Here is a 20,575-nt window from a genome sequence, read left to right as displayed (position 1 = left end):
TGCGATTTTTATACATCATGTTTTATGTATTTGAACCACATCTGTCCTAGGGGCGCAAGGCCTTGCGCCCCTAGAGTTTAATCTATTTACCTCAAAATACCTGTAATTTTAAGGTAGCCAAGGAAAGGTGCGAAAATTTGGAGGACGTTTTTCTAAAAAGGCTTGTTTGCCCTCAGAACCCTCTTCTGTCATGTAATACAGTAGAGTGGCGTTCCCGGCGAGTTCTTGTAAACCAGCTTGTCCGTCACAGTCAGCATTGAATGCTGATTTCAGACAGCGAATTGCCGTGGGACTTTTTTCTAAAATTTCTTGCGCCCATTGAATACCTTCAGCTTCTAACTGTTCTACTGGGACAATAGTATTTACTAAACCCATATCTAGAGCTTGTTGGGCATTATATTGGCGGCAAAGAAACCAAATTTCTCGCGCTTTTTTTTGTCCCACAACGCGGGCGAGATAACTTGCACCAAAACCGCCATCGAAACTGCCCACTTTGGGGCCAGTCTGTCCAAAAATCGCATTATCGGCAGCAATGCTGAGGTCACAAATTAGGTGTAGGACGTGTCCACCACCAATAGCATATCCAGCGACTAAAGCAATTACCACTTTTGGCATCGAACGAATCAAGCGTTGCAAGTCCAACACATTTAGCCTGGGGATTCCCGCATCGTCAACATAACCCGCCTTTCCGCGTACACTTTGGTCTCCACCAGAACAGAAAGCGTATTTACCATCAGTGTGGGGGCCAGCACCAGTAAACAGGACTACGCCAATACTAGTATCTTCACGAGCATCACAGAAAGCATCGTACAGTTCAAAGACAGTTTTAGGGCGAAAGGCATTACGTTTATGGGGACGGTTAATAGTTATTTTAGCGATGCCATCCGTTTTGTGATATGTGATGTCTTCGTAATTTTTTGCTATTTGCCAGTTTATTTGCATGATGTATAGAGTAATACGGTAATTCAGAATTTTATTTGAGGAATTTTTAAAGATTCTTAAATAATTTACAAGAATTAGAGCAGCTTTTTACTATAACTTTGTTAATTTCAATTTGTCGGACCGCAGTATTTATTCAGGTCTTCAACTAACGCATCCGATTGTTTCCCAGCACTCTGGGCTGATGTCAAAGATGTATCAATTTGTGTTCTAGCCTTTTGGAGTTTTTCCCTACCTGCTGGTGATGCTTCTGCACTTTTAGCTGTACCAAGTGCTTCAGATGCTGTGGCGATCGCCTGACTCAGATTCTCAAATATACTGGCAAAATTGCTTTGAAATTCTTTGAGATTCGGGTCTGTTAAATTCAGTTTTTTTAAAGATTGGGTGATCACTTGCAAATCCCTGGAAAGTTGCAAGCTGGTGACTACCTGTTCTCCTTTATTTTGATCAATCAAAGAGTTACCGGCATTCACCACCTGAATCAGTCGCTGACATTGGGTGACTTGATCCTCACAACTACTAACCAGTAAAGCAATACTCAGACTCACAGGAACAATTACAATCAACTTACGCCACACAGACAATCCCTCAACACCAATCAAACCCAAATAATCTTAGCTAATAATTGTGTGATTTCGCATTGAAAAACGTAGTTTACCAATCTACAGGCAAACCCAACTGATTTAAAGTATCTTTCTCTTGTAAAAGTGCTTGGGTATCAGTGTCTATTTGAATACGTCCATGAGATAGCACCAAAGCACGTTGAGTCACTTTCCCCAACCAATGTAATTCATGAGAAGCAATTAACATTACCTGCACGGGCAAATTTAACAATACTTGTGCTAAATGCCGTCGCCATGCGGGATCAAGTCCGTTAGTTGGTTCATCTAAAATCAGAATTGTCGGTTCTAGGGCTAAAATTGCCGCTAAAGCAGCAAGTCGTCTTTGTCCTCCTGAAAGTTCGTGAGTGGAACGGTGAGCGTAAGCTTCTAAACCAAAATCTGTTAATAATTGCCTAGCGCGATCAATGGCTACGGCTGGGGGAACACCGTAATTACGCGGACCAAAGGTAATATCTTCTAAGATGGTGGGCATAAATAGTTGATCAGTGGCATCTTGAAAGCCAAAACCGATGTCACGCCGCACTTGAGGCAGGGTTTTCGGTTCTAGAGGGATACCATTAATCAAAATTTTTCCCGAACTTGGTTGTTTTAAACCAATCAGGTTTTCCAATAAAGTGCTTTTACCAGAACCAGTTGCACCCATTAACGCCACACGTAGCTTACCGCCGTAGGCATCCCCTGCATTCAAAGTAAAGGAAAGTTCTTGCAATACTGGTTCCTGGTGAGCATAGGCATACACCAGATTTTGCACCTCAATCACTGTCGGGTGGGGGTGATCTGTGGAAGTTTGGGGATCAAAAGTCAAAGATTTCAAAATACCTGCGCTAAATTATGTAAGAAGTTACGGTCAAACCAGATGCGATCGCCCAAGCTAATAACAAGGCAAAACGCTCTTTTGGTCTAAATGTTGCATCTTTAGGTAGCTGGCCATTGTAACCACGCATAACCATTGCCGCATAAACTCGTTCTGCTCGATCTAAACTGCGGAGATATAAGGCTCCAATCATCGCCGCACTTGTATAGCGCAACCATCCCACAGCACCATTTAAACCCCGCAATTGAGCGCTGCGCTGCATTCGTGTGACTTCATCGAGCAAAATTTCTAGATACTGCCCAGCTAAGAGTAAATTAGCCTTGATTGGAGCGGGTACAGGTAAACTTTTTAAGGCAATACCGAAACTATGGGGAGGTAAAGTTAACAAAAAACTATTCATGGTAACTAGACAAACCAGGGAACGCACCAATAAAAAACTCGCGCGTTCCCATCCCAAAGGTAATGCCATGAATGAGAGGAAAATTAATTCAGTGCCGAGTAAGCCGCCTAGTTGGAGAATGGGTACGCGTAAATATACTGCCCAAACCAGAGCGATCGCCCCATATATCCCCAAGCACAGCCAAGCATTAAACTGTAGTAAAGCTGACCCTACCACAATTACTAAAGACAGTTGCAAGCGTAACGGCAAAGCAATTTTAAGCATTTTTGGGTTTCATGACCTTGGCAATTCCAAAAGCAACAGCAAAGCAAACTGCCGAACCCACTAATCCCGCAATACTCGTACTAATTGCTCCTAAACCCTCAATACCGTAGTCAGCTAAGGGTGTTGGCACTTCTACTCGCACTTGCTCGGCTAAATCTATAAAACCTAAGTTTTCTGCAACTCTTTCCAAACCGTCAGGCCATCCTGAAGCCACCAAAGATAACACACCGGCAACTAATAAAATACTGATTACAGGAACCAACCAACCTTTAAACTGCTGCTCCTCTCCTGGTAGTAAATCAGGTCTGGCTTTGGCGAGGTAAACCAGTACACCACCAGTAATTAAGCCTTCGCCTATCCCAATCAGAATATGTACTCCCGTCATGGCGGGTAAAACTATGGCGGCGGATGCCGTTCCCGAAAGCACTAACTGAATGGCACCAGCTACAGATGCTACAACTATGCTGACACCAGCCGCAATCCCAGCTGCTAGGGGTAAACGACCTTTAGAGCCTCCCAATAGCCGTTGTAACGTTTGGGTTAATACCCAGCCCACCCATACAGCAATCACTCCCGCATTTAAAATATTTGCTCCCAAGGCTGTGATCCCACCATCGGCAAATAGCACAGCTTGAATAATAAAAACTGTGGTCATGGACAACATCGCTGCCCAAGGACTACCCAGAACTATGGCCGCTAAGGTTCCCCCTAGCAGGTGACCACTTGTGCCTCCTGCTACCGGAAAATTGACCATCTGGGCGGCAAAAATAAACGCCGTGGTTAAGCCGAGTATGGGGGCGCGACGGATACCAAAGGCTTCTTGCGATCGCCCACAAGCCACAACAAGTGCTACAGCACTCACTAAACCAGTAGCCGCAGCTACGGGAACTGAAAGAAATCCATCAGGAATATGCATTATTTACTCTGTATTGAATGTGTGGACTCACACAATGTCAAGAATGTCATTACGGTATCACATTAATAGAAAACAGAATTTTGCTGGTTTTGGCAATGCCCTCTTGGGGGATTTTATCGTGTTAGTCAGAAAATCCATATAATAAATTTTTCGTTAAATAATATTGAAATTTATTGCTGATAATCAACTGGGAACTAGAAATGAAGTTTTAGTGAAATTACTTATGTAGCTTTGGGGGGAATGAGATTTTTAGGGTATTATGAGTAATTTGGATAAATAAATTCACGCAGAGGCGCAGAGTCGCAGAGAAGAAGAGTTAGAGTGGGAGCAACGCGAAAATGTGAGATCGGATTTTATATCTCAATTACCAGGGCTGATTCCTAATAAACCCTGGTTGAAATTCCCTATTTTTACCTTTTCTAGGTAGCGATCGCTCAAAGCTTAGGTAACTTATATTACCAAATTTCCGAACCTCACAAAATCGCGTTGCTCCCAGTTAGAGTTATGTGATTTTGGCATTTTATATTCAAATTCAGCTAGGTTAAATAAATCAACCCAGGCTTTAAGGAACTGCTAAGAACGGCAAGGGTCGCACAGAGAAGAAAGTGGAGGCAGAAATTTTGAACTGAACTGTATTCTAAAAGTAAGGAAAAAGTTTCAATATTCTCTGCCGGAAATCTGCTATAATCTGCTCTTCTTCTGTTAGTTCTTGGGCAAATAATATTTCATATATAAGTGGCACTCCTAGCTGTAAATCTTCCAAAATTTCCCGCTGGCTAAATACATTTGGGGGTGTTCCTTCTAAGATCAGTTTTCCTCTATCCATGACAAATACCCAGTCTGCCCAACGGTATACTAAATCTAGGTCATGGGTTGCCATTAATATGGTTGTCCCAGAGGCATGAATGTTTTGCAGGGTTGCCATTAAGTTACGGGTATGTAACCTATCTAGATATGCTGTTGGTTCATCTAGTAATAGCAGTTCTGGTTTTAGCACCATGACATCAGCAATGGAAACTCGTTTTTTCTGCCCCAAGCTCAGATGATGTACAGGTCTTTGGGCTAATTCAGTTAATCCAAACTCAACTAAAGCGGACTCAATACGTTGTTGAATTTCTGCTGTTGGTAACCCCAAATTACACAAGCCGTAAGAAATATCTTCTTCTACAGTCGAGGCTACCAATTGTTGCTCTGGATCTTGAAAAATTAGTCCAACTTTTTGGCGTAAATTTAGCAAAGATTTCCGGTCATATTTTAGCGCTTCTCCTTGCCATTTGATATTTCCTTTTTGGGATTTATATAAACCATTAGCTAATAAAAATAGTGTAGTTTTACCGCAACCATTTTGACCTATTAATGCACATTTCTTTTTTGCTGGTATTTTTAGTGTTAAAGCATTTAAAACTAATTGTTTTGTGCCTGGATATGTGTAATGTACTTGTTCAAATTCTAGTAATGATTGCTGCATAATTATAATAAGGCAATTTAGAACCTCGGTTTCTATTACAGGTCGGCTTACATAGCCAAACATTTAAAATTAATGAAAAGCCTATATAATACAGGACTGACGCAAAAACTCTCTCAAACCCTATTCCTCTGTGTCCTCTGCGTCTCTGTGGTTCGTTACTCCGTAATTCTTGCGTAAGTTCGATAATAAATATTTTTGACTTTTGACTTTTGACTTGCGCTTTGCAGTTTCTAGCCCCATGCCAATCCTATTAAAACTACACATCCGATAATTGCTTCTATAGCATAGCGTTTAGAGAGATGATAGCGATGGGGATGCCAAACTTTAAATTCACCATTAAAACCCCGTGAGGCTAAACTTAAAGAAACTTGTTGATAATTTTCTAGGGTGCGCCTGAGTAGTTGTCCAATCAATAGCGATAAACTTTTGATGCCAATTCTAAAAGTGCTGTAGCCACCACGAGACTGTTGTGCAGTCCAAATTTGGGAAGCTGTGTTTAATAACACGAAAATAAAACGGTACATTAATAATAAAATATCTGTGAGCAGCACTGGAAAACCAAAGCGACGCAAGGTTTGTAAAAGCTCAGTAAATGGGGTAGTTAACATGATAAAATATAAGCAAGAAAGTGAAGCGATCGCTCGTGTTAAGATTGTCCATCCTTGCTCGATTCCATGATAACTAATATAGATATAGTAAGAAACCAAATTAAACCCAATGATTGCATCATCTTGGATCAAACTAAGGTAATTAATATGTATACCATTAATTACTAAAGCTGGCAAACTGGTGAACCAGAACAAAGTAGCAATATAAACTAATTTTAGATATATTTTTAGGGGGATTTTAGCATAAATCACTGTCCAAATACTCATCCAGATGGCAGTTAAAATCTGTACTGGCGGATGAGCAAAGGCAGTGATAATTAGTAAGGCGATCGCAAATAATAATTTTTGCTCTGGCGCTAACCATCGCAACCGATTAGTATAAGCCAGAGTATCTATTTGCAGCGTCATCCTTTTTTCCTTTGCTGGCGGTCACGCTCCTTATATAATCCAATCACATAACCAATTACTCCAGCACCCAAAGCAGCTTGAGAACTGAATAACAAGCTTTCTACTTCACCACTAGGCGGTTCAAAAACAGGTTGAAACCAAGGTTCATAACTAGGCTGAACTTCCCCAATCGCTGCTTCGGCTTCTCCATCCGCACCATTAAATTCTGCGTCCCGAATAAATATTAAGGGGGCGACTGCTAAAATGATCACGGCTAATATTAAAAGCCAGTTATTCAATCCTTGTTTAGACTGATTCATTACTTTGAGCTTTCCCTTTAATTAAATTTAATAATTCGAGTTCTTGTGGCGTGTAGGATTGTAACCAGTTCCACACCAACACAGTCAGCAAACCTTCACTAATTGCCAAAGGAACTTGAGTAATGGCAAAAATGCCGGCAAACTTAGCGAATGATGCCATAAAACCACCCACAGGTGCCGGAAAAGCTAGGGCGAGTTGTACAGAGGTAATGATGTAAGTGAGTAAATTTGCCAAAGCTGCGGCTAAAAAGATGGCGATTCGTTGCTTACCAGTGAGCCGCTTGATCAGATGATATATCCAGTAGGCGGCAAATGGTCCCGCGATCGCCATCGAAAAAGCATTAGCTCCCAGTGTTGTTAAACCACCATGCGCCATCAGCAACGCCTGAAACAATAAAACCAGCGTCCCTAACACTGACATAGCTAAAGGGCCAAATAACACGGCTCCTAAGCCAGTACCTGTAGGATGAGAAGAACTACCTGTAACTGAAGGTATTTTCAGGGCTGACAAAACAAAGGTAAAGGCTCCTGCTAATGCTAAAAGTAATTTTAGTTCAGGGTTGGCTTGGGTGATCCGAGTCAGCGATCGCAATCCTAAAACCAAAAATGGTACGGTTACTACCCACCAAAAAATTGCCCAACTCGCTGGTAAGTAGCCTTCCATAATGTGCATCGCATAAGCTGGTGCGGATGCTCCCACGATGATGTAAAAGCTCAGAACCCCTATCAGGATTAATGATCCAAGTTTTGATTTGAGAATGGTTTTTAACAATCTCTCTACTCCATAGATGTATTTCAAAGACCTAGTTTAAATCAAAATATATCCTAATTAAAAATTACCCATGCGAAAGTCCGATTAATGTCAAAGTGAATCATAAAATTTTCTTTGGTTGGAATTGTCTGCTGAACCAGATTTGGCAAATAGTTGATAATTATTGACAATAATGTTTTAATCCCATAGTATACACAAAAGTAATTGCAAATTTTTAGTATTTGTGCTGATTATGTCATGCCCGACAACTTTGCTCTGGATCAAGAAAAACTTTGGAGCCGTCGTCAACTGCTGAAACTAGGGTTAGCAGGTGCTGGGGTAACTAGTGCAGCTACACTTTGGCATTTGCGGAATTTACAAACTAACTTAAATGTCAGAGTACCGTCTATAGAGATAGAAGCAACTGAAGGCGTTCCTAACCCAATGAAAATGCTCAGAGAGTTTGATTATGGGACACTCAAGCAAGAAAATGGGCGTACTATCCGAGAATTTGAATTAACTGCGGGGACTTCGACAATTCAACTCAATAGCGCTGTCTCCTACAATATTTGGGATTTAAACGGTCGGATACCAGGGCCAACCCTACGCGCAAAACAAGGCGATCGCGTGCGGGTGCTGTTTCTCAACCAAGCCGGACATTCTCACTCTTTACATTTTCATGGCACTCATCCGGCGGAAATGGACGGCGTTCGTCCAGTTAGACATGGTAGTGCCACAATTTATGAATTTGATGCTGAACCCTATGGTGTCCACTTGTACCACTGCCATATTGAACCAGTTACCCGTCACATTGCCAAGGGGCTATATGGGATGTTTATTATTGATCCCCCAACACCACGCCCCCCAGCAGATGAGATAGTTCTAGTCATGGCTGGGTATGACGTGAATGATGATAACCGTAACGAATACTACGCCTTCAACGGTTTGCCTGACCATTATATGCATCATCCCATCCCCATTTACCAAAATCAGTTGATTCGGCTGTATGTCCTGAATATTATTGAATTTGACCCCGCAGTAACGTTTCACCTCCACGCCAATTTCTTTGATGTCTATCGCTCTGGGATGACTCTGACTCCCAGTGAAAAAACTGATGTGATTACGATGGGTGTAGCAGAAAGACACATTTTAGAATTTGCTTTTCGCTATCCAGGAAAGTATATGTTTCATCCTCATCAGGATGCGATCGCTGAGAAAGGTTGCATGGGTCAATTTGAAGTCATTACTACATAAGTGCTGAGAATTAAGAAAGATGATTAAATTATCTTGCATATTTCAGTAATTAGTTGACAAAAAATATCATTTCATAGAACAGTAAAATCTATCGCAACTGTTGTTATTACTGTAAATAGTTTTATTTACTACCCTTAAAGTTTTGCCAGGAGCAAAAATGATTAAATTACGTTATGCCAGCTTGACTGTTACCACTGCGATCATGGTTGCTCTAAGTGCTTGTAACAACACACCAACCGCAGAAAATCCATCCACGCCAGCCACTAATCCCAGTTCCCAAACTACAGAAGTTGTCAGCCACGTTGGTCACGGCGATAAATCTCAAATTAACATCAACACTGCTATCTTGTCAGAGTTGGATAAATTTGAAGCCAAGTTAGATATCCCCGAATTATCGAACAAAATTCAGGCGAACCGTCCCTATGGTAGCCCGGAAGATTTGGTGAGCAAAAAAGTTATTACTCAGGAACAATTTGATCAAATTAAAAACTCGGTTACTGTTCAGGAAGTAGCACTCACAGGTGAAGCCAAAGATGTGGACTACATGACCAAATTGAGTTTAATGAAAGGGCATCTTTTAGTAGCACAAGAACTGTTAGAAAAGGATCAGCCAAAACAAGCGGAACCTCATATTGGACATCCAGTTGAAGAGATATATGTTGACGTGGAAGAGCAACTAAATGAGCGTCAAGTCAAAGAATTTAAAACAACTTTGGTGAGTTTGGAAAATTTCGTCAAATCTAATCCCAAAGATGCCAAAGTGAACATTAACTTGGCTGCTTCCATGCAAGCAGTTGATGGTGCGATCGCCGCTTTACCCGCAGAACAACGCTCAAAACCAGGATTCGTCCTCCAGGTGATTAACGAGTTACTAGATGCAGCGAACGCCGAATATACAGCCGCGATCGCAGATAGCAAAATATCTGAACCAATTGAATATCAAGATTCCCGTGGTTTTGTCGTCTACGCCAATGAACTTTATCAAGGGATTTCTAGCCAAGTGGCCACAGAAAACCCCGAAGCAGACGCAGCAATCAAGGCTAGTTTTACTGAATTAAAAGCAGCTTGGCCTAGCGTTATTCCACCAGCTACAGCAGCAAAGACACCGGAGGATGTTACTAAGCTGGTGACAACTATTGCCGAAAACTCGCAAAAAATCATCAAAAAAGCAAATAATTAAGTCATACGTTCAGCAAAGTCGATCTGAGGGCGATTGGCAAAGCCACGCCGGAGGCGATCCAATACCTTTCGGTTAAGGGATGTAGAGGCGATCGCATTGACTTAATTGGTAGCGCACACAGACGAGTTTAAAATGAATGAGAAGGTAAGGTTATGGAGTGTAAATAGCTCAGACTTTGAATAGCTGTACACAGTATACCTTTTAACTCAAGACTGATGACTCCCCATTCGTAAATTTAACTAACAACTGATGCAAGAGCTTGACAACGAAAAAACTATCGACCTACTAAACGCCATCATGGAATTTGAATTAGCGGGAGTAGTACGCTACACCCATTATTCCTTAATGGTAACTGGCCCTAATCGTATTCCCATCGTAGCTTTTTTCAAAGCACAGGCTAGTGAGTCTCTACTTCATGCCCAACAAGTAGGAGAAATCCTCACTGGTTTAGAGGGGCATCCCTCTCTCAAAATCGCTCAAATGGAAGAAACTTACCAGCACACAGTCAAGGATATTTTGGCAGAAAGCTTATCCCATGAAAAGAAAGCCCTGGATTTGTACAAAAGTCTGTTGAAAACTGTCACTAATGCCAGCATTTATCTAGAAGAATTTGCTCGTGGCATGATTGGGCAAGAAGAGATGCATAATCTCGAACTCAAAAAGATGCTCCGCGATTTCAGCTAAAAGTAGTACGGGCGGGTTTAGTAATATTGTGGGGGAGGGCAAAGATGCCCGCCTTCCTCATTGAATGATATTGTGGCGTAGCCATACCCGCCCCCTGCTCCCCTGCCCCCCTGCCCCCTGCCCCTATTCCCTAATCATGAATCTCAGCACTGCTCTACCTACTTTTGTAATTACACTCCGAGAAGGAGTAGAAGCTGCCCTCGTTGTGGGCATTGTCCTAGCTTTACTGAAAAAAGCCAACCAATCCCGACTCAATTCTTGGGTATATGCTGGCGTTGCTGTTGGCATTGTGATTAGTGTCCTCATTGGTGTGTTATTTACTTGGTTAATTCAAACACTAGGGGCAGTAAATCCCCAATACACCCCAGTCGTTGAGCCAATGCTAGAAACTGTGTTTAGTGTTGTGGCGATCGCTATGCTCAGTTGGATGCTAATCTGGATGACGAAACAAGCCAGATTCATGAAAGCGCAAGTTGAAGGAGCTGTCACACAAGCGCTAACACAAAACTCGAATGCAGGTTGGGGCGTGTTTAGTTTAGTTTTGATCGCCGTTGTCCGCGAAGGTTTTGAAACTGTTCTATTTATTGCTGCGAATTTTCAACAGGGATTAGTACCGGCTTTAGGTGCTATAGCTGGTTTAGCCGGGGCGACTGTGATTGGAGTTTTACTATTTAAATGGGGTGTCAAAATCAATATCCGCCAGTTTTTCCAAGTGATGGGCGTTTTATTGGTGTTGATTGTTTCCGGCTTAGTAGTTTCCGCTTTGAAGCATTTTGATGAAGGTTTGGCTAACCTTGCCCTCAGCAGTAGCACCCCAGAAAATATTTGTTTGTATTACGATCACTTTAGCCAAATCCCCTCCTGCATTTTGGGGCCAATGGTATGGAATACTGACGCAGTATTACCAGATAAACAATTCCCCGGTATTATCCTCAAATCTTTGTTTGGCTACAGAGAACATCTGTATCTAGTACAGGCAATCGCTTATGTTGTATTTTTAGCCACTGTTGGAGGGATTTATTTCCGCAGTCTAACTGGTGGTGCTGTTAAAAATGCCAAGAATAATTCAGTAAATCGAAAACCCATCAGTTCTGCAAAGGAATAAACATGAAAAATGCGAGTCAAGACACAAGCAAAAATTCCATTAGGAACTTATGACTGTGCTACTCGCTATTATCTATACAAGGCTTATTTTAAAAAGCTATACCTAAGTATACAGTAATTATCCTAAAATTAATGTTTTATAGATAACAATTTTTTTATGGCAATTTTCATAAGAGTAAGAACAGTGTTGATAGCTGAAAGCCTTAAATAAAGCCAGTTAATTTATTCGATCCAAGCCAAGTCTTCTGGTGTATTACAGTTAAATAACATCTCTGATACTGGTAAGGACAAAACCTGTATAGGATGCTGATTTAGCCACTGCTGGAACGACTTACCCCCTTGATTGACAAACTCTAAAAGTTGTGGTGTACAGCGACGGCGATAGAAACCACATAGAGGTTCCCAGCCTTTACTATGATGAACTAAAGTGGCGATCGCTTCATCCGGTACACTATCAAGTTCACTCGCCCATGCTTGCAACACCTCAACCCGCAACCGAGGCAAATCACAAGCTAGCAACAATACCCAATCTGTTTGTACTTGCGCCAACCCTTGGGCAAATCCTACCAGTGGCCCCTGGGAAAGAGAAGATGAGGGAGATAAAGGTACTTCCTGAATAAATTGGCAACTAGGTAATACTAAGTGTTGATAGCGTTCAGGCCAGGGCGTGACTACATAAACATGACCTGTACAACCTGCGGCTACACCACAAACTAACTGCAACAAAGGCATCCCCCCAATAGAAATCAGGGCTTTATCCTCACCCATGCGAGAACTCTTTCCACCAGCTAAGACAATCGCGCTGAGTAAGGAATTCGGATTTATACCCATTTTTTTATAAAATCAACGTCCTATTTCTGAGTAAAACTATATACTTTTTCTCCCCTCCTCGCTTGCGGGGAGGGGTTGGGGGTGGGGTGCTTTAAGGTGATAAATACAACAATTAAGCCCTAATCTGACTCTGCTGCACTTGCTGTAACAACTGTTCTTCACTTTCAGCAGGTGCAAGACACTGGAAACCTTGGCAAACTAAACCAACGCTATCTGATGGTAAATCAGAGACCACAGCAAACTCCGTCACGGGCAGATACTTAGTCATCAGAGGAATTATCTGCTCAATAGTGCTACGAATTAAAGTAGAATTACGATACCAATCTAAGGCTGTAAATAAGCTGGGACAAGCCTGGGGAGCTTTACCCATGACGCTACTAAAAGCTTTCAGTCCTTGTTCGGCTAAATTCAGATAATGTAGATTATCAGTGAGTAGAGAAAGACGGACTAAATTAGCGATCGCCACTCCATTCGCAGATGGTGTAGCATTATCTGCATAACTGCGTTCGCGTACAATTAAATCTTGACTAGCATCAGTAGCGGTATTGAAATAGCCACCTAATTCTACACTCCAGAGAAACTCATTGAATTCATCTTGTAATGCGATCGCCCTTTCTAACCAATATTTTTGTTCTGGTAAACTAGCGTATAAATCCAGTAACCCCTTAATAAACAAAGCATAATCTTCAGACTGCGCCAACACAGCTGCTTCACCTTGATAATTGAGTCGATGGAAACGCCCATCTACAAACTGATTTTTCAGAATAAAATTTGCAGCTTGTATAGCCATTTCCAGATATAACGGTTGTTGAAATACCTTACCCGCCCTAGCCAACCCAGAAATCATTAAACTATTCCAGGCCACAATCATCTTAGTATCTGTCACCGCCGGAATGCGTCCAGGCCAACCGCCAGTTTTTGCTTCCTGATTATTCGCAGCAGGCGGAAAAGTCTTCAGTGCTTCTAACTTCGTACCATAACGCGCCGCAAACAACTTACTCAAAGCAACTTCTATCTTTGCGCTCAGTTCCCCCTGATGGCGGCGTTGTAAAACATTCTTTCCTTCAAAATTCCCATGAGGTGTCACCGTAAACTGTTGTTGTAATTCCGTTAGTTCCTCTGACGTTAACAGTTGTTCCAGTTCGCTGTAACTCCAGACATAAAAAGCGCCTTCCTCTGGTTCTACATCTGTAGGGCGAGTAAAACTATCAGCATCTTGAGCCGCATAAAAATAACCTTCTGGAGCCGTCATTTCCCGCCGTAACCATTCCACAGTCCCAGCCACCGACCTCACAAATGCTGGTTCTTTAACTCCATCACTCCATAAATTTGCGAGATACTCCACAATTTGCCCATTGTCATAGAGCATCTTTTCAAAGTGAGGCACTGTCCAGGTGGGATCAACAGTATAGCGATGAAAACCACCACCTACATGGTCATAAATACCCCCCAAAGCTAAATCTAGTCCTCTTTGAGTACAAATTTCTGTGCCATCAGACTGGGATGGAAATAAAAATCGAGTTCCCCGTAATGCTAATTCTGCATAGGGGATCATCGGAAAGCTATTACCGGATTGATTTGGAGTAATTACGCCTGTGCTAGTTTCCCAACCTTGGCGAAGCAATTCATTTTTGGCAACGTGATTTGTCGCACCATTTTGCAATACCGCAGAGGTCAGGATCGACTCAATAATTAATGCTTTACGTTGGCTTAAATCTTCTTTTTCTGTATCGTAGTAGCGGCGGAGAGCTTCCATAACTTGCAAAAATCCCGGACGACCGTAACGGGGTTCCACAGGAAAGTAAGTTCCAGCGTAAAACGGTACTAAATCATCTGGGGATAAAAAGACATTTAACGGCCAACCACCTTGACCACTCATCATCTGCAAAGCTTGCATATAGATACTATCGAGGTCTGGTCTTTCTTCCCTATCGACTTTAATCGGTAAAAAATTAGTATTCATGTACTCAGCAATAACTGAGTCAGAGAAAGCCTCACCTTCCATGACCGTACACCAGTGGCAACTGGAATAACCAATAGAAAGGAAAATTGGTTTATTTTGATCCCTTGCAGTTGCAAGAGCTTCGTCACACCAAGACCACCAATCAATCGGGTTTTCGGCGTGTTTGCGGAGATAGAGACTCTTAGCTTCAGCAAGGCGATTAGTCATAATTCATATGCAGATAGTTGCCTTATTTACTCAGTTTACCTTTTTCTTAGGAGCCTGAGCTTAGAACCATATCTACACAAGCAAAAAACTCAACCAGCGACTTATCCCTTCAGTACCAAACCAACTGATTTACCAACGAGCTATTCATTTAAAAGAGCGTAATAAAAAACTGACAATTGTGACTGGCGTTTGCTGTGTCGATGAGGTAGCCCTGGTCTGAATTCGGTAATTAGGGCTAAGACCGACTATCAGGTGAAGTAAAAAGGTAATGATGGCGGCTTGCACAAGTTTTTCAGGCATGGCAGGTATCCCTTCGTTAATAACACTTCAAGTAGGAGCGATTTGTGTAAATACACGCCTGACTATTGGTTTACCGGACTTGACAAGGATTAACCGGATAATTGCTCAATAAAAAGCTAAAAAAATGTTTAAAAAGTTACCAATAGCTGACATAAACTTACTATAAACAAAAGCAATTAAAGGTATGTATTTATACAAATATCTCTAAATATCAGGGTTGATGCATAAATTTTCCGGCAAGAAAAGGTCTTGTCGTAGACATCACCTGTTGATGTTGTAATTATTTCCTCCCTGACCAGAGATAGGAGATATATATTTACAGACGTTGTTTTTCTATAAAAAGTGCCTAGGAGGTTTTTTTCATCTGTCCAATAGAAGAATTTGAGCTATCCACACTGTTCTCACTCTTATGAAAACCGCTATAAGATAGATAGATATAAAATTAGAATACTTACACTACAAGCACGCTGCATGATTCCTATCGTTGTTGAACAATCAGGTCGAGGCGAACGCGCCTTTGACATCTACTCACGACTGTTGCGTGAGCGCATCATATTTTTGGGACAACAGGTTGATAACGAGATTGCAAATTTGATTGTTGCCCAACTGCTATTCTTGGACTCTGAAGACTCGGAGAAAGATATTTATTTGTATATTAATTCTCCCGGCGGTTCGGTAATGGCTGGTATGGGAATTTTTGACACCATGAAGCACATTCGTCCTGATGTCTGTACCATTTGTACTGGATTAGGAGCAAGTATGGGTGCTTTCCTCCTCAGTGCAGGTGCTAAGGGTAAGCGAATGAGTTTACCCCATTCTCGGATTATGATTCATCAACCCTTGGGTGGCGCTCAGGGACAGGCCACTGATATTGAAATTCAAGCGCGTGAAATATTATACCACAAGCAACGGCTAAATGAATATTTAGCGGAACATACTGGTCAACCTATTGAGCGTATTGCTGAAGATACCGAACGTGATTTCTTTATGTCTCCAGAGGAAGCTAAGGAATATGGCTTGATTGACCAAGTTATTGATCGTCACGCTGCTGGTAGCCGTCCGGTTGCTATTCTCAATCAGTAGTAAATAATGGGAGTAGGGAGTAGGCGATGGAAGAAGCAGGGGAGAAGAGGAATGGTTGTTAAGTAACCGGAAGTTTAAAGTAATTTCTTACTCCCCCTTGCTCCCTGCTCCCTGCACCCCTGCCTCTTCTCTCCACTCTGTGATCAAAATCCTGCTACTGGGTCTGGTTGAGATTCCAGGTGTTCGAGGAAACTGTGCAATTCTTCTTCGGTAAGCAAAGTACGTCCCCGCTTGCCGTAGGTTTTAATTAAATGCTCTCTTCCCTGTTCTGCTGTCCAGCCTAAGCGCTGAAGTTCGACATCGGTTTTAGCAATGACATCAGATAAATCCACTGGTTCATTTCTCTTATTTTTCTTACCTACCCCAATTTGATGACTCAGATTATCTGGCTGACTATAATTCCGGGGTGTAAATGGTGTGACATTACTCGCAAAGTTTCCCGAAAATGTCTGAGGTTCCGGCTGGTTATCAGGTATGGTTTCCCTATTTTCAAATGAGGTATCGAATTCTAAGTGCTGGTTGTGGATTGCAGGAACATTCTGATTTAAATCTTCTTGCTTTTGAGTATGGTCTTGATCAACGCTTTTGGTGTTACTGATGACTAACTCTGGTTTGAGCTTCTGTTCACTCAGAGGCGGTAGAGATATTTCTCTATCATTGGGTGCTGACCACTGGCTACTGCCAAAGTCTTCATCCAGGACAGGGGAAGAGCTAGCCTGATGAGATTCGTTCAATTCTACCTGGGCTGTGTTCGAGGCAGGATTTAACTGCACTGGGGCTGTTGCTGGGGGAGCAAAAAATTCTACCGATGCCTGGGGAGAATCGCTAATACCCAAAACCATTAATGCTCTATTTCTGGCTTTGTCTTCGGCTACTTCTATGGTTTCCGCCCCTGCCATGCCAGTAGCACGCGTAACATTTTCAATTTGCAGTGAGCATCGGACAATGTATTTTCCTTGAAAAATTTGCACTAACTCAGTAATAATACTGCCCTGGGGATACAAGCTCTGAAATTGAGCTAACATCAACATAATACTGCCACCAATCTAAATCTGCTTTGTAACGAAAAGTGGACTACTTTTTCCTGCGTCTCTCAACAAGAAAAAATTAAAATTTCTTCCTGACTCAGGACTCAGGACTCAGCACTCAGCACTCAGTTGTGTCCCGATTGTAGCAGTAGCTGTTGGTTGGGTAACTCTAGGTGGTCACTGTTTCAATGCTATACTAATTACCCAATTCTATATCCGGAATTATTTTTTGGAAGTACGCACTAAATCTACAATAATGGAGATAAGGTTCGCCCTCACTGATTGTTAAGCTGCTTACCTGATTGTTACCGATTCTATATGTAGGAAAATCGGGTTTATGGGCAGTTTATTTTACTTACACATCAGAGTGTCATGGTGTTGCAGTACCTGAAATCTAGACAATCAAACACTTGTGGTTTACCGTGGTAGCGCTTGGGGTCTGCTTGGATAGTGATCCCAACCCAGCCTCTATTAAAACTGGTTGCGTAATTACCTAGAGTTGCTCAATTCCAATCATGTATTCTGTATTAAGTTGGGTTAGCTGAAGGGGCTTGTACTCAAACGAACTCACCAGATGATTTTGCAGTGCGAGGTTCGTACAGACAAAACGGCTCACCGTAAGGTTGAATCGGCTTCCTTACCGAAAACAGAACCCTTGTCTCAAGGTATTCGTTTCGGTGCTAGTGTAGTTAGGCAGAAGTGACCGACTATCTGGCAACAAGTCGTTGTCTACGATGCCCGCAGGGCTTTACGAGCAGTGCCTCCCCTGGGGAGCAAGCTACAAATAAAACTGACTTTTTATGGAAACTGTAAAACCCCTCTCCAAACCTCTCTCCTGTAAGGAAAGATATTTTAAATTTTCCCCCTTTTCTAGTAGCAAAGGGGTTAGATGGTGAGGTTATACGATAATCTTTCCTCATGACCTGAAAAGTCAGCCGATAAAAAAGTCAAAGGGCTTTTGCGTAGCAGCACTAGTTTCTGTAAGCCGTGTTCGCGCAGAGTCTCCCCTTCTCCCAAAGGGAGAGGCTAGCGTCAAGGGAGAAGGTATACACCGAAAGGGACAGATTAAACGAAAAATGATGTTTTGACCAAAGGTCGGTTCACTGCATGGAATTTTCTATCGCTACACTCCTTGCCAATTTCACTGATGATAAATTGGTTGCTCGTAAAGTCTTGGAAAAGAAACTAGGTTGCGAGGATGAAATTAGTTTACAAAAACTTCACATTGCCTTGGAAGTTCTGGAAAAAATCGGAATTCTGGTGAAAGAACGCGGCAAATATCGCCGGGTGGCCGAAGAAGGTGTCATTGAAGCCAAACTCCGTTGTTCTAGTAAAGGCTTTTGCTTTGCTATTCAAGATGTGGAAGGAGCCGAGGATATTTATATTCGTGAAAGTCATCTGAGTAATGCTTGGAATGGCGATCGCGTTTTAGTAAGAGTCCTCAAAGAAGGTAGTCGTCGCCGTTCTCCAGAAGGAGAAGTGAAGCTGATACTGGAGCGTTCCAACCACACATTACTGGCACGAATTAAGCCCGTAGAAAGCGGTTTTCGGGCTGTACCTTTAGATGATCGACTGCTGTTTGAACTCAAAATCCAAACAAATGGCATGAAATTAGAAGAAGCCATTGATCACCTCGCCCACGTTGAAGTGCTGCGTTATCCTCTAGCACAATACCCTCCATTGGGTCGCGTAGTCCAAATTCTGGGTAGCGATGCTGAAGCTGCTGCTGATATAGATTTAGTAACTTGTAAACACGATTTATCCCGTAATTTCCCTGATTCAGTTCTAGATGCAGCCGCTAAGTTGCCCAAAAGGCTACTCAAAGCAGACCTAAAAAACAAACTGGATTTACGGAATTTATTTACTCTGACGATAGCAGGTGTGAATTTTGACACAAAATTCATTGAAAATGCTTTTAGTTTAGAAAAAACAGCAGAAGGACATTGGCTTTTAGGCTTTCATATTGCTGATGTTTCCCATTATGTCCACCCTGATGAACCTCTAGATCGGGAATCTGTCAAGCGGGGAAAATCAGTGTACTTGGGAGATTTAGTGCTACCAATGTTACCGGAAGGTGTGGCCGAACGCTGTTCCTTTGTAGAAGGAAGCGATCGCCTAGCCCTGTCTTTCTTAATTGCTATTGATCCAGAATCTGGAGAAGCGTTAGAGTGGGAAATTCAGCCCAGTGTGATCAATGTCGATGCAGCACTGAGTCGGCAAGAAGCAGAAGCTATTCTCACTGGTGAAACTGAAGATGAACTGCCAAAGGTAATTGAGATTCTGCAAGACCTAGAAACATTGCGAAAGGCAGTCAAACAGACGCGCCTAGCTCGTGGTAGCTTGCAGTTGAATCTACCGCCTAACCAAAATCCCTACTATGATGAGGGCATATTGGGAGCAGTATTGGTGAATGATTTACCAGTGCGATCGCTCTTGACAGAGTTTGTGCTACTAGTGAATGAACTCATGGCCAAACATTTGAGTGCTTTAGGGATTCCGGCCATTTGGCGAGTCCAAGGTACACCGGATACCGAAGATGTTCAGGAAATGCTGAAATTAGCGATCAATTTAGGCGTAGAACTTACACTAGAAGCAGAAGTAGATATTCAACCTTTAGATTATCAACACTTAACTGGGGCTTTTGCTGAATCGCCATCAGAGCAAGTTCTGACTTATTTATTGCAAGATACGCTCAAACCAGCTGCCTATAACACCACAAAAGGAACGCACTTTGGTTTGTCACTAGAGCAATATACACACTGTACTTCTCCTCTGCGGCGATACCCAGATTTGCTCATGCAGAGAGTGTATTATAGGTTACTTGAACATGGACGCGATCGCCGTAACACCCGTGTGAAAGAGCGAGTTAACCTGCGCCACTCTTCTTCTCACCATGAAATTAATTGGAACGTTCTGCCGCCAGAATTGCAACAAGAACTTCAAACTGATTTGAATCGGGTAATTATCCAGATTAATGACCGAGAAAAAGAAGTCCAAGAAGCTGAAGCCGATTTAGCCGGACTGCAAAAAGCCCAACTGATGAAACAGCGCATCGGTCAGGTATTCCAGGGCGTAATTACTGGTGTGCAGTCTTATGGCTTTTTTGTGGAAATTGAAGTTCCAGTCGCCGAATTGAATCCTGGAGAAGATATCAGCGTACCTTTACGGGTAGAAGGACTGGTACACGTCAGTTCCCTCAAGGATGATTGGTATGAATACCGCGCCAGACAACAGGCACTATTTGGGCGCAAAAATCGAGCTTCTTACAGACTAGGCGATCGCGTAGCCGTGCAAGTAAAAAGTGTCGATTACTATCGTCAGCAAATTGATTTAGTAACTGTCAGCAGTGATCTTATCGCTAAGGGTTTGGGTGTCAATGCTACTAACAATGACGCATCAGATACTTACTTACCCAGCAACTTAGATTATGCAGAAGATGAATAAACTTTAC

At 42.3% G+C, this 20,575-nt stretch carries 20 protein-coding genes; 7 read left to right on the top strand and 13 right to left on the bottom strand.

Translation table 11 applies throughout. From position 1 onward, the window contains the following. Positions 1–108: 108 nt before the first annotated feature. The 9 genes from menB to ACM0OW_RS00720 all read right to left on the bottom strand — a co-directional run bounded on the left by menB (position 109) and on the right by ACM0OW_RS00720 (position 7,412). Positions 109–942, bottom strand: coding sequence for a 1,4-dihydroxy-2-naphthoyl-CoA synthase (menB, locus tag ACM0OW_RS00760; RefSeq protein WP_414548127.1), 834 nt, complete (start codon positions 940–942; stop codon positions 109–111). A 107-nt stretch (positions 943–1,049) separates the two neighbouring features. Continuing rightward, positions 1,050–1,523: a hypothetical protein gene (locus ACM0OW_RS00755; protein ID WP_414548422.1), complete on the bottom strand. Its 474-nt coding sequence runs from the start codon at positions 1,521–1,523 to the stop codon at positions 1,050–1,052. Between the two features lie 70 nt (positions 1,524–1,593). Next, positions 1,594–2,376 (bottom strand): energy-coupling factor ABC transporter ATP-binding protein, encoded by a 783-nt coding sequence (locus ACM0OW_RS00750; protein ID WP_414548126.1) that lies wholly within the window; start codon positions 2,374–2,376, stop codon positions 1,594–1,596. A 10-nt stretch (positions 2,377–2,386) separates the two neighbouring features. Further along, entirely contained in the window at positions 2,387–3,040 is a 654-nt protein-coding gene (locus tag ACM0OW_RS00745; protein ID WP_414548125.1) for an energy-coupling factor transporter transmembrane component T family protein, read from the bottom strand. Beyond that, positions 3,033–3,956, bottom strand: coding sequence for an energy-coupling factor ABC transporter permease (locus tag ACM0OW_RS00740; protein ID WP_414548124.1), 924 nt, complete (start codon positions 3,954–3,956; stop codon positions 3,033–3,035). The genes ACM0OW_RS00745 and ACM0OW_RS00740 overlap by 8 nt, the downstream gene beginning before the upstream one ends. 637 nt (positions 3,957–4,593) lie before the next feature. Continuing rightward, entirely contained in the window at positions 4,594–5,424 is an 831-nt protein-coding gene (locus ACM0OW_RS00735; protein ID WP_414548123.1) for an energy-coupling factor ABC transporter ATP-binding protein, read from the bottom strand. A gap of 230 nt (positions 5,425–5,654) precedes the next feature. Next, positions 5,655–6,440, bottom strand: coding sequence for a cobalt ECF transporter T component CbiQ (gene cbiQ, locus ACM0OW_RS00730; protein ID WP_414548122.1), 786 nt, complete (start codon positions 6,438–6,440; stop codon positions 5,655–5,657). Further along, complete coding sequence (locus ACM0OW_RS00725; RefSeq protein WP_414548121.1) at positions 6,437–6,739, bottom strand: energy-coupling factor ABC transporter substrate-binding protein; 303 nt, start codon at positions 6,737–6,739, stop codon at positions 6,437–6,439. Before ACM0OW_RS00725 ends, cbiQ begins: the two co-directional genes overlap by 4 nt. After that, positions 6,726–7,412, bottom strand: a complete 687-nt coding sequence (locus ACM0OW_RS00720) for an energy-coupling factor ABC transporter permease (protein ID WP_414548421.1) — start codon at positions 7,410–7,412, stop codon at positions 6,726–6,728. Before ACM0OW_RS00720 ends, ACM0OW_RS00725 begins: the two co-directional genes overlap by 14 nt. A gap of 336 nt (positions 7,413–7,748) precedes the next feature. On the opposite strand from ACM0OW_RS00720, the gene ACM0OW_RS00715 reads away from it, so the two are divergent. The 4 genes from ACM0OW_RS00715 (at position 7,749) to ACM0OW_RS00700 (ending at position 11,713) form a co-directional block, all read left to right on the top strand. Continuing rightward, on the top strand, positions 7,749–8,744 hold the full coding sequence (locus ACM0OW_RS00715) for a multicopper oxidase domain-containing protein (RefSeq protein ID WP_414548420.1): 996 nt from the start codon (positions 7,749–7,751) through the stop codon (positions 8,742–8,744). 157 nt (positions 8,745–8,901) lie between these two features. Then, on the top strand, positions 8,902–9,924 hold the full coding sequence (locus tag ACM0OW_RS00710; protein ID WP_414548120.1) for a helix-hairpin-helix domain-containing protein: 1,023 nt from the start codon (positions 8,902–8,904) through the stop codon (positions 9,922–9,924). A 249-nt stretch (positions 9,925–10,173) separates the two neighbouring features. Beyond that, entirely contained in the window at positions 10,174–10,608 is a 435-nt protein-coding gene (locus tag ACM0OW_RS00705) for a ferritin-like domain-containing protein (protein ID WP_414548119.1), read from the top strand. Between the two features lie 136 nt (positions 10,609–10,744). Next, positions 10,745–11,713: an FTR1 family iron permease gene (locus ACM0OW_RS00700; RefSeq protein ID WP_414548118.1), complete on the top strand. Its 969-nt coding sequence runs from the start codon at positions 10,745–10,747 to the stop codon at positions 11,711–11,713. Positions 11,714–11,934: 221 nt separating this feature from the next. Here the strand turns inward: ACM0OW_RS00700 and ACM0OW_RS00695 are convergent, their stop codons facing one another. The 3 genes from ACM0OW_RS00695 to ACM0OW_RS00685 all read right to left on the bottom strand — a co-directional run bounded on the left by ACM0OW_RS00695 (position 11,935) and on the right by ACM0OW_RS00685 (position 15,013). Further along, positions 11,935–12,543 carry a molybdenum cofactor guanylyltransferase gene (locus tag ACM0OW_RS00695; RefSeq protein ID WP_414548117.1) on the bottom strand — a complete coding sequence of 203 codons (609 nt, stop codon included), beginning with the start codon at positions 12,541–12,543 and terminating at the stop codon, positions 11,935–11,937. A 112-nt stretch (positions 12,544–12,655) separates the two neighbouring features. Next, positions 12,656–14,713: a thioredoxin domain-containing protein gene (locus ACM0OW_RS00690; RefSeq protein WP_414548116.1), complete on the bottom strand. Its 2,058-nt coding sequence runs from the start codon at positions 14,711–14,713 to the stop codon at positions 12,656–12,658. 144 nt (positions 14,714–14,857) lie between these two features. After that, positions 14,858–15,013 carry a hypothetical protein gene (locus ACM0OW_RS00685; protein WP_414548115.1) on the bottom strand — a complete coding sequence of 52 codons (156 nt, stop codon included), beginning with the start codon at positions 15,011–15,013 and terminating at the stop codon, positions 14,858–14,860. A 471-nt stretch (positions 15,014–15,484) separates the two neighbouring features. Between ACM0OW_RS00685 and clpP the strand changes: the two genes are divergently transcribed. Next, positions 15,485–16,096 (top strand): ATP-dependent Clp endopeptidase proteolytic subunit ClpP, encoded by a 612-nt coding sequence (gene clpP / locus ACM0OW_RS00680; protein ID WP_414548114.1) that lies wholly within the window; start codon positions 15,485–15,487, stop codon positions 16,094–16,096. A gap of 143 nt (positions 16,097–16,239) precedes the next feature. Here clpP and ACM0OW_RS00675 read toward each other — a convergent pair whose 3' ends face one another. Further along, complete coding sequence (locus ACM0OW_RS00675; protein WP_414548113.1) at positions 16,240–17,121, bottom strand: hypothetical protein; 882 nt, start codon at positions 17,119–17,121, stop codon at positions 16,240–16,242. A 577-nt stretch (positions 17,122–17,698) separates the two neighbouring features. On the opposite strand from ACM0OW_RS00675, the gene ACM0OW_RS00670 reads away from it, so the two are divergent. Both ACM0OW_RS00670 and ACM0OW_RS00665 read left to right on the top strand, forming a co-directional pair. Further along, complete coding sequence (locus ACM0OW_RS00670) at positions 17,699–17,827, top strand: hypothetical protein (protein ID WP_414548112.1); 129 nt, start codon at positions 17,699–17,701, stop codon at positions 17,825–17,827. A gap of 404 nt (positions 17,828–18,231) precedes the next feature. Then, positions 18,232–20,568 (top strand): ribonuclease R family protein, encoded by a 2,337-nt coding sequence (locus tag ACM0OW_RS00665; RefSeq protein WP_414548111.1) that lies wholly within the window; start codon positions 18,232–18,234, stop codon positions 20,566–20,568. Positions 20,569–20,575 lie beyond the last annotated feature (7 nt).

Origin of the sequence: Anabaena sp. CCY 0017 (assembly GCF_963920885.1) — a bacterium.
GTDB lineage: Bacteria > Cyanobacteriota > Cyanobacteriia > Cyanobacteriales > Nostocaceae > Nodularia.
This window is presented reverse-complemented; position numbering and strand designations above follow the sequence as displayed.

Excerpts from the sequence above, each read along its gene's own strand:
- menB (WP_414548127.1), bottom strand. The coding sequence starts at position 942 with ATGCAAATAAACTGGCAAATAGCAAAAAATTACGAAGACATCACATAT.
- ACM0OW_RS00745 (WP_414548125.1), bottom strand. The coding sequence starts at position 3,040 with ATGCTTAAAATTGCTTTGCCGTTACGCTTGCAACTGTCTTTAGTAATT.
- ACM0OW_RS00740 (WP_414548124.1), bottom strand. The coding sequence starts at position 3,956 with ATGCATATTCCTGATGGATTTCTTTCAGTTCCCGTAGCTGCGGCTACT.
- ACM0OW_RS00735 (WP_414548123.1), bottom strand. The coding sequence starts at position 5,424 with ATGCAGCAATCATTACTAGAATTTGAACAAGTACATTACACATATCCA.
- cbiQ (WP_414548122.1), bottom strand. The coding sequence starts at position 6,440 with ATGACGCTGCAAATAGATACTCTGGCTTATACTAATCGGTTGCGATGG.
- ACM0OW_RS00725 (WP_414548121.1), bottom strand. The coding sequence starts at position 6,739 with ATGAATCAGTCTAAACAAGGATTGAATAACTGGCTTTTAATATTAGCC.
- ACM0OW_RS00720 (WP_414548421.1), bottom strand. The coding sequence starts at position 7,412 with ATGCACATTATGGAAGGCTACTTACCAGCGAGTTGGGCAATTTTTTGG.
- ACM0OW_RS00715 (WP_414548420.1), top strand. The coding sequence starts at position 7,749 with ATGCCCGACAACTTTGCTCTGGATCAAGAAAAACTTTGGAGCCGTCGT.
- ACM0OW_RS00710 (WP_414548120.1), top strand. The coding sequence starts at position 8,902 with ATGATTAAATTACGTTATGCCAGCTTGACTGTTACCACTGCGATCATG.
- ACM0OW_RS00705 (WP_414548119.1), top strand. The coding sequence starts at position 10,174 with ATGCAAGAGCTTGACAACGAAAAAACTATCGACCTACTAAACGCCATC.
- ACM0OW_RS00700 (WP_414548118.1), top strand. The coding sequence starts at position 10,745 with ATGAATCTCAGCACTGCTCTACCTACTTTTGTAATTACACTCCGAGAA.
- ACM0OW_RS00695 (WP_414548117.1), bottom strand. The coding sequence starts at position 12,543 with ATGGGTATAAATCCGAATTCCTTACTCAGCGCGATTGTCTTAGCTGGT.
- ACM0OW_RS00690 (WP_414548116.1), bottom strand. The coding sequence starts at position 14,713 with ATGACTAATCGCCTTGCTGAAGCTAAGAGTCTCTATCTCCGCAAACAC.
- ACM0OW_RS00685 (WP_414548115.1), bottom strand. The coding sequence starts at position 15,013 with ATGCCTGAAAAACTTGTGCAAGCCGCCATCATTACCTTTTTACTTCAC.
- clpP (WP_414548114.1), top strand. The coding sequence starts at position 15,485 with ATGATTCCTATCGTTGTTGAACAATCAGGTCGAGGCGAACGCGCCTTT.
- ACM0OW_RS00675 (WP_414548113.1), bottom strand. The coding sequence starts at position 17,121 with ATGTTAGCTCAATTTCAGAGCTTGTATCCCCAGGGCAGTATTATTACT.
- ACM0OW_RS00670 (WP_414548112.1), top strand. The coding sequence starts at position 17,699 with ATGATTTTGCAGTGCGAGGTTCGTACAGACAAAACGGCTCACCGTAAG.
- ACM0OW_RS00665 (WP_414548111.1), top strand. The coding sequence starts at position 18,232 with ATGGAATTTTCTATCGCTACACTCCTTGCCAATTTCACTGATGATAAA.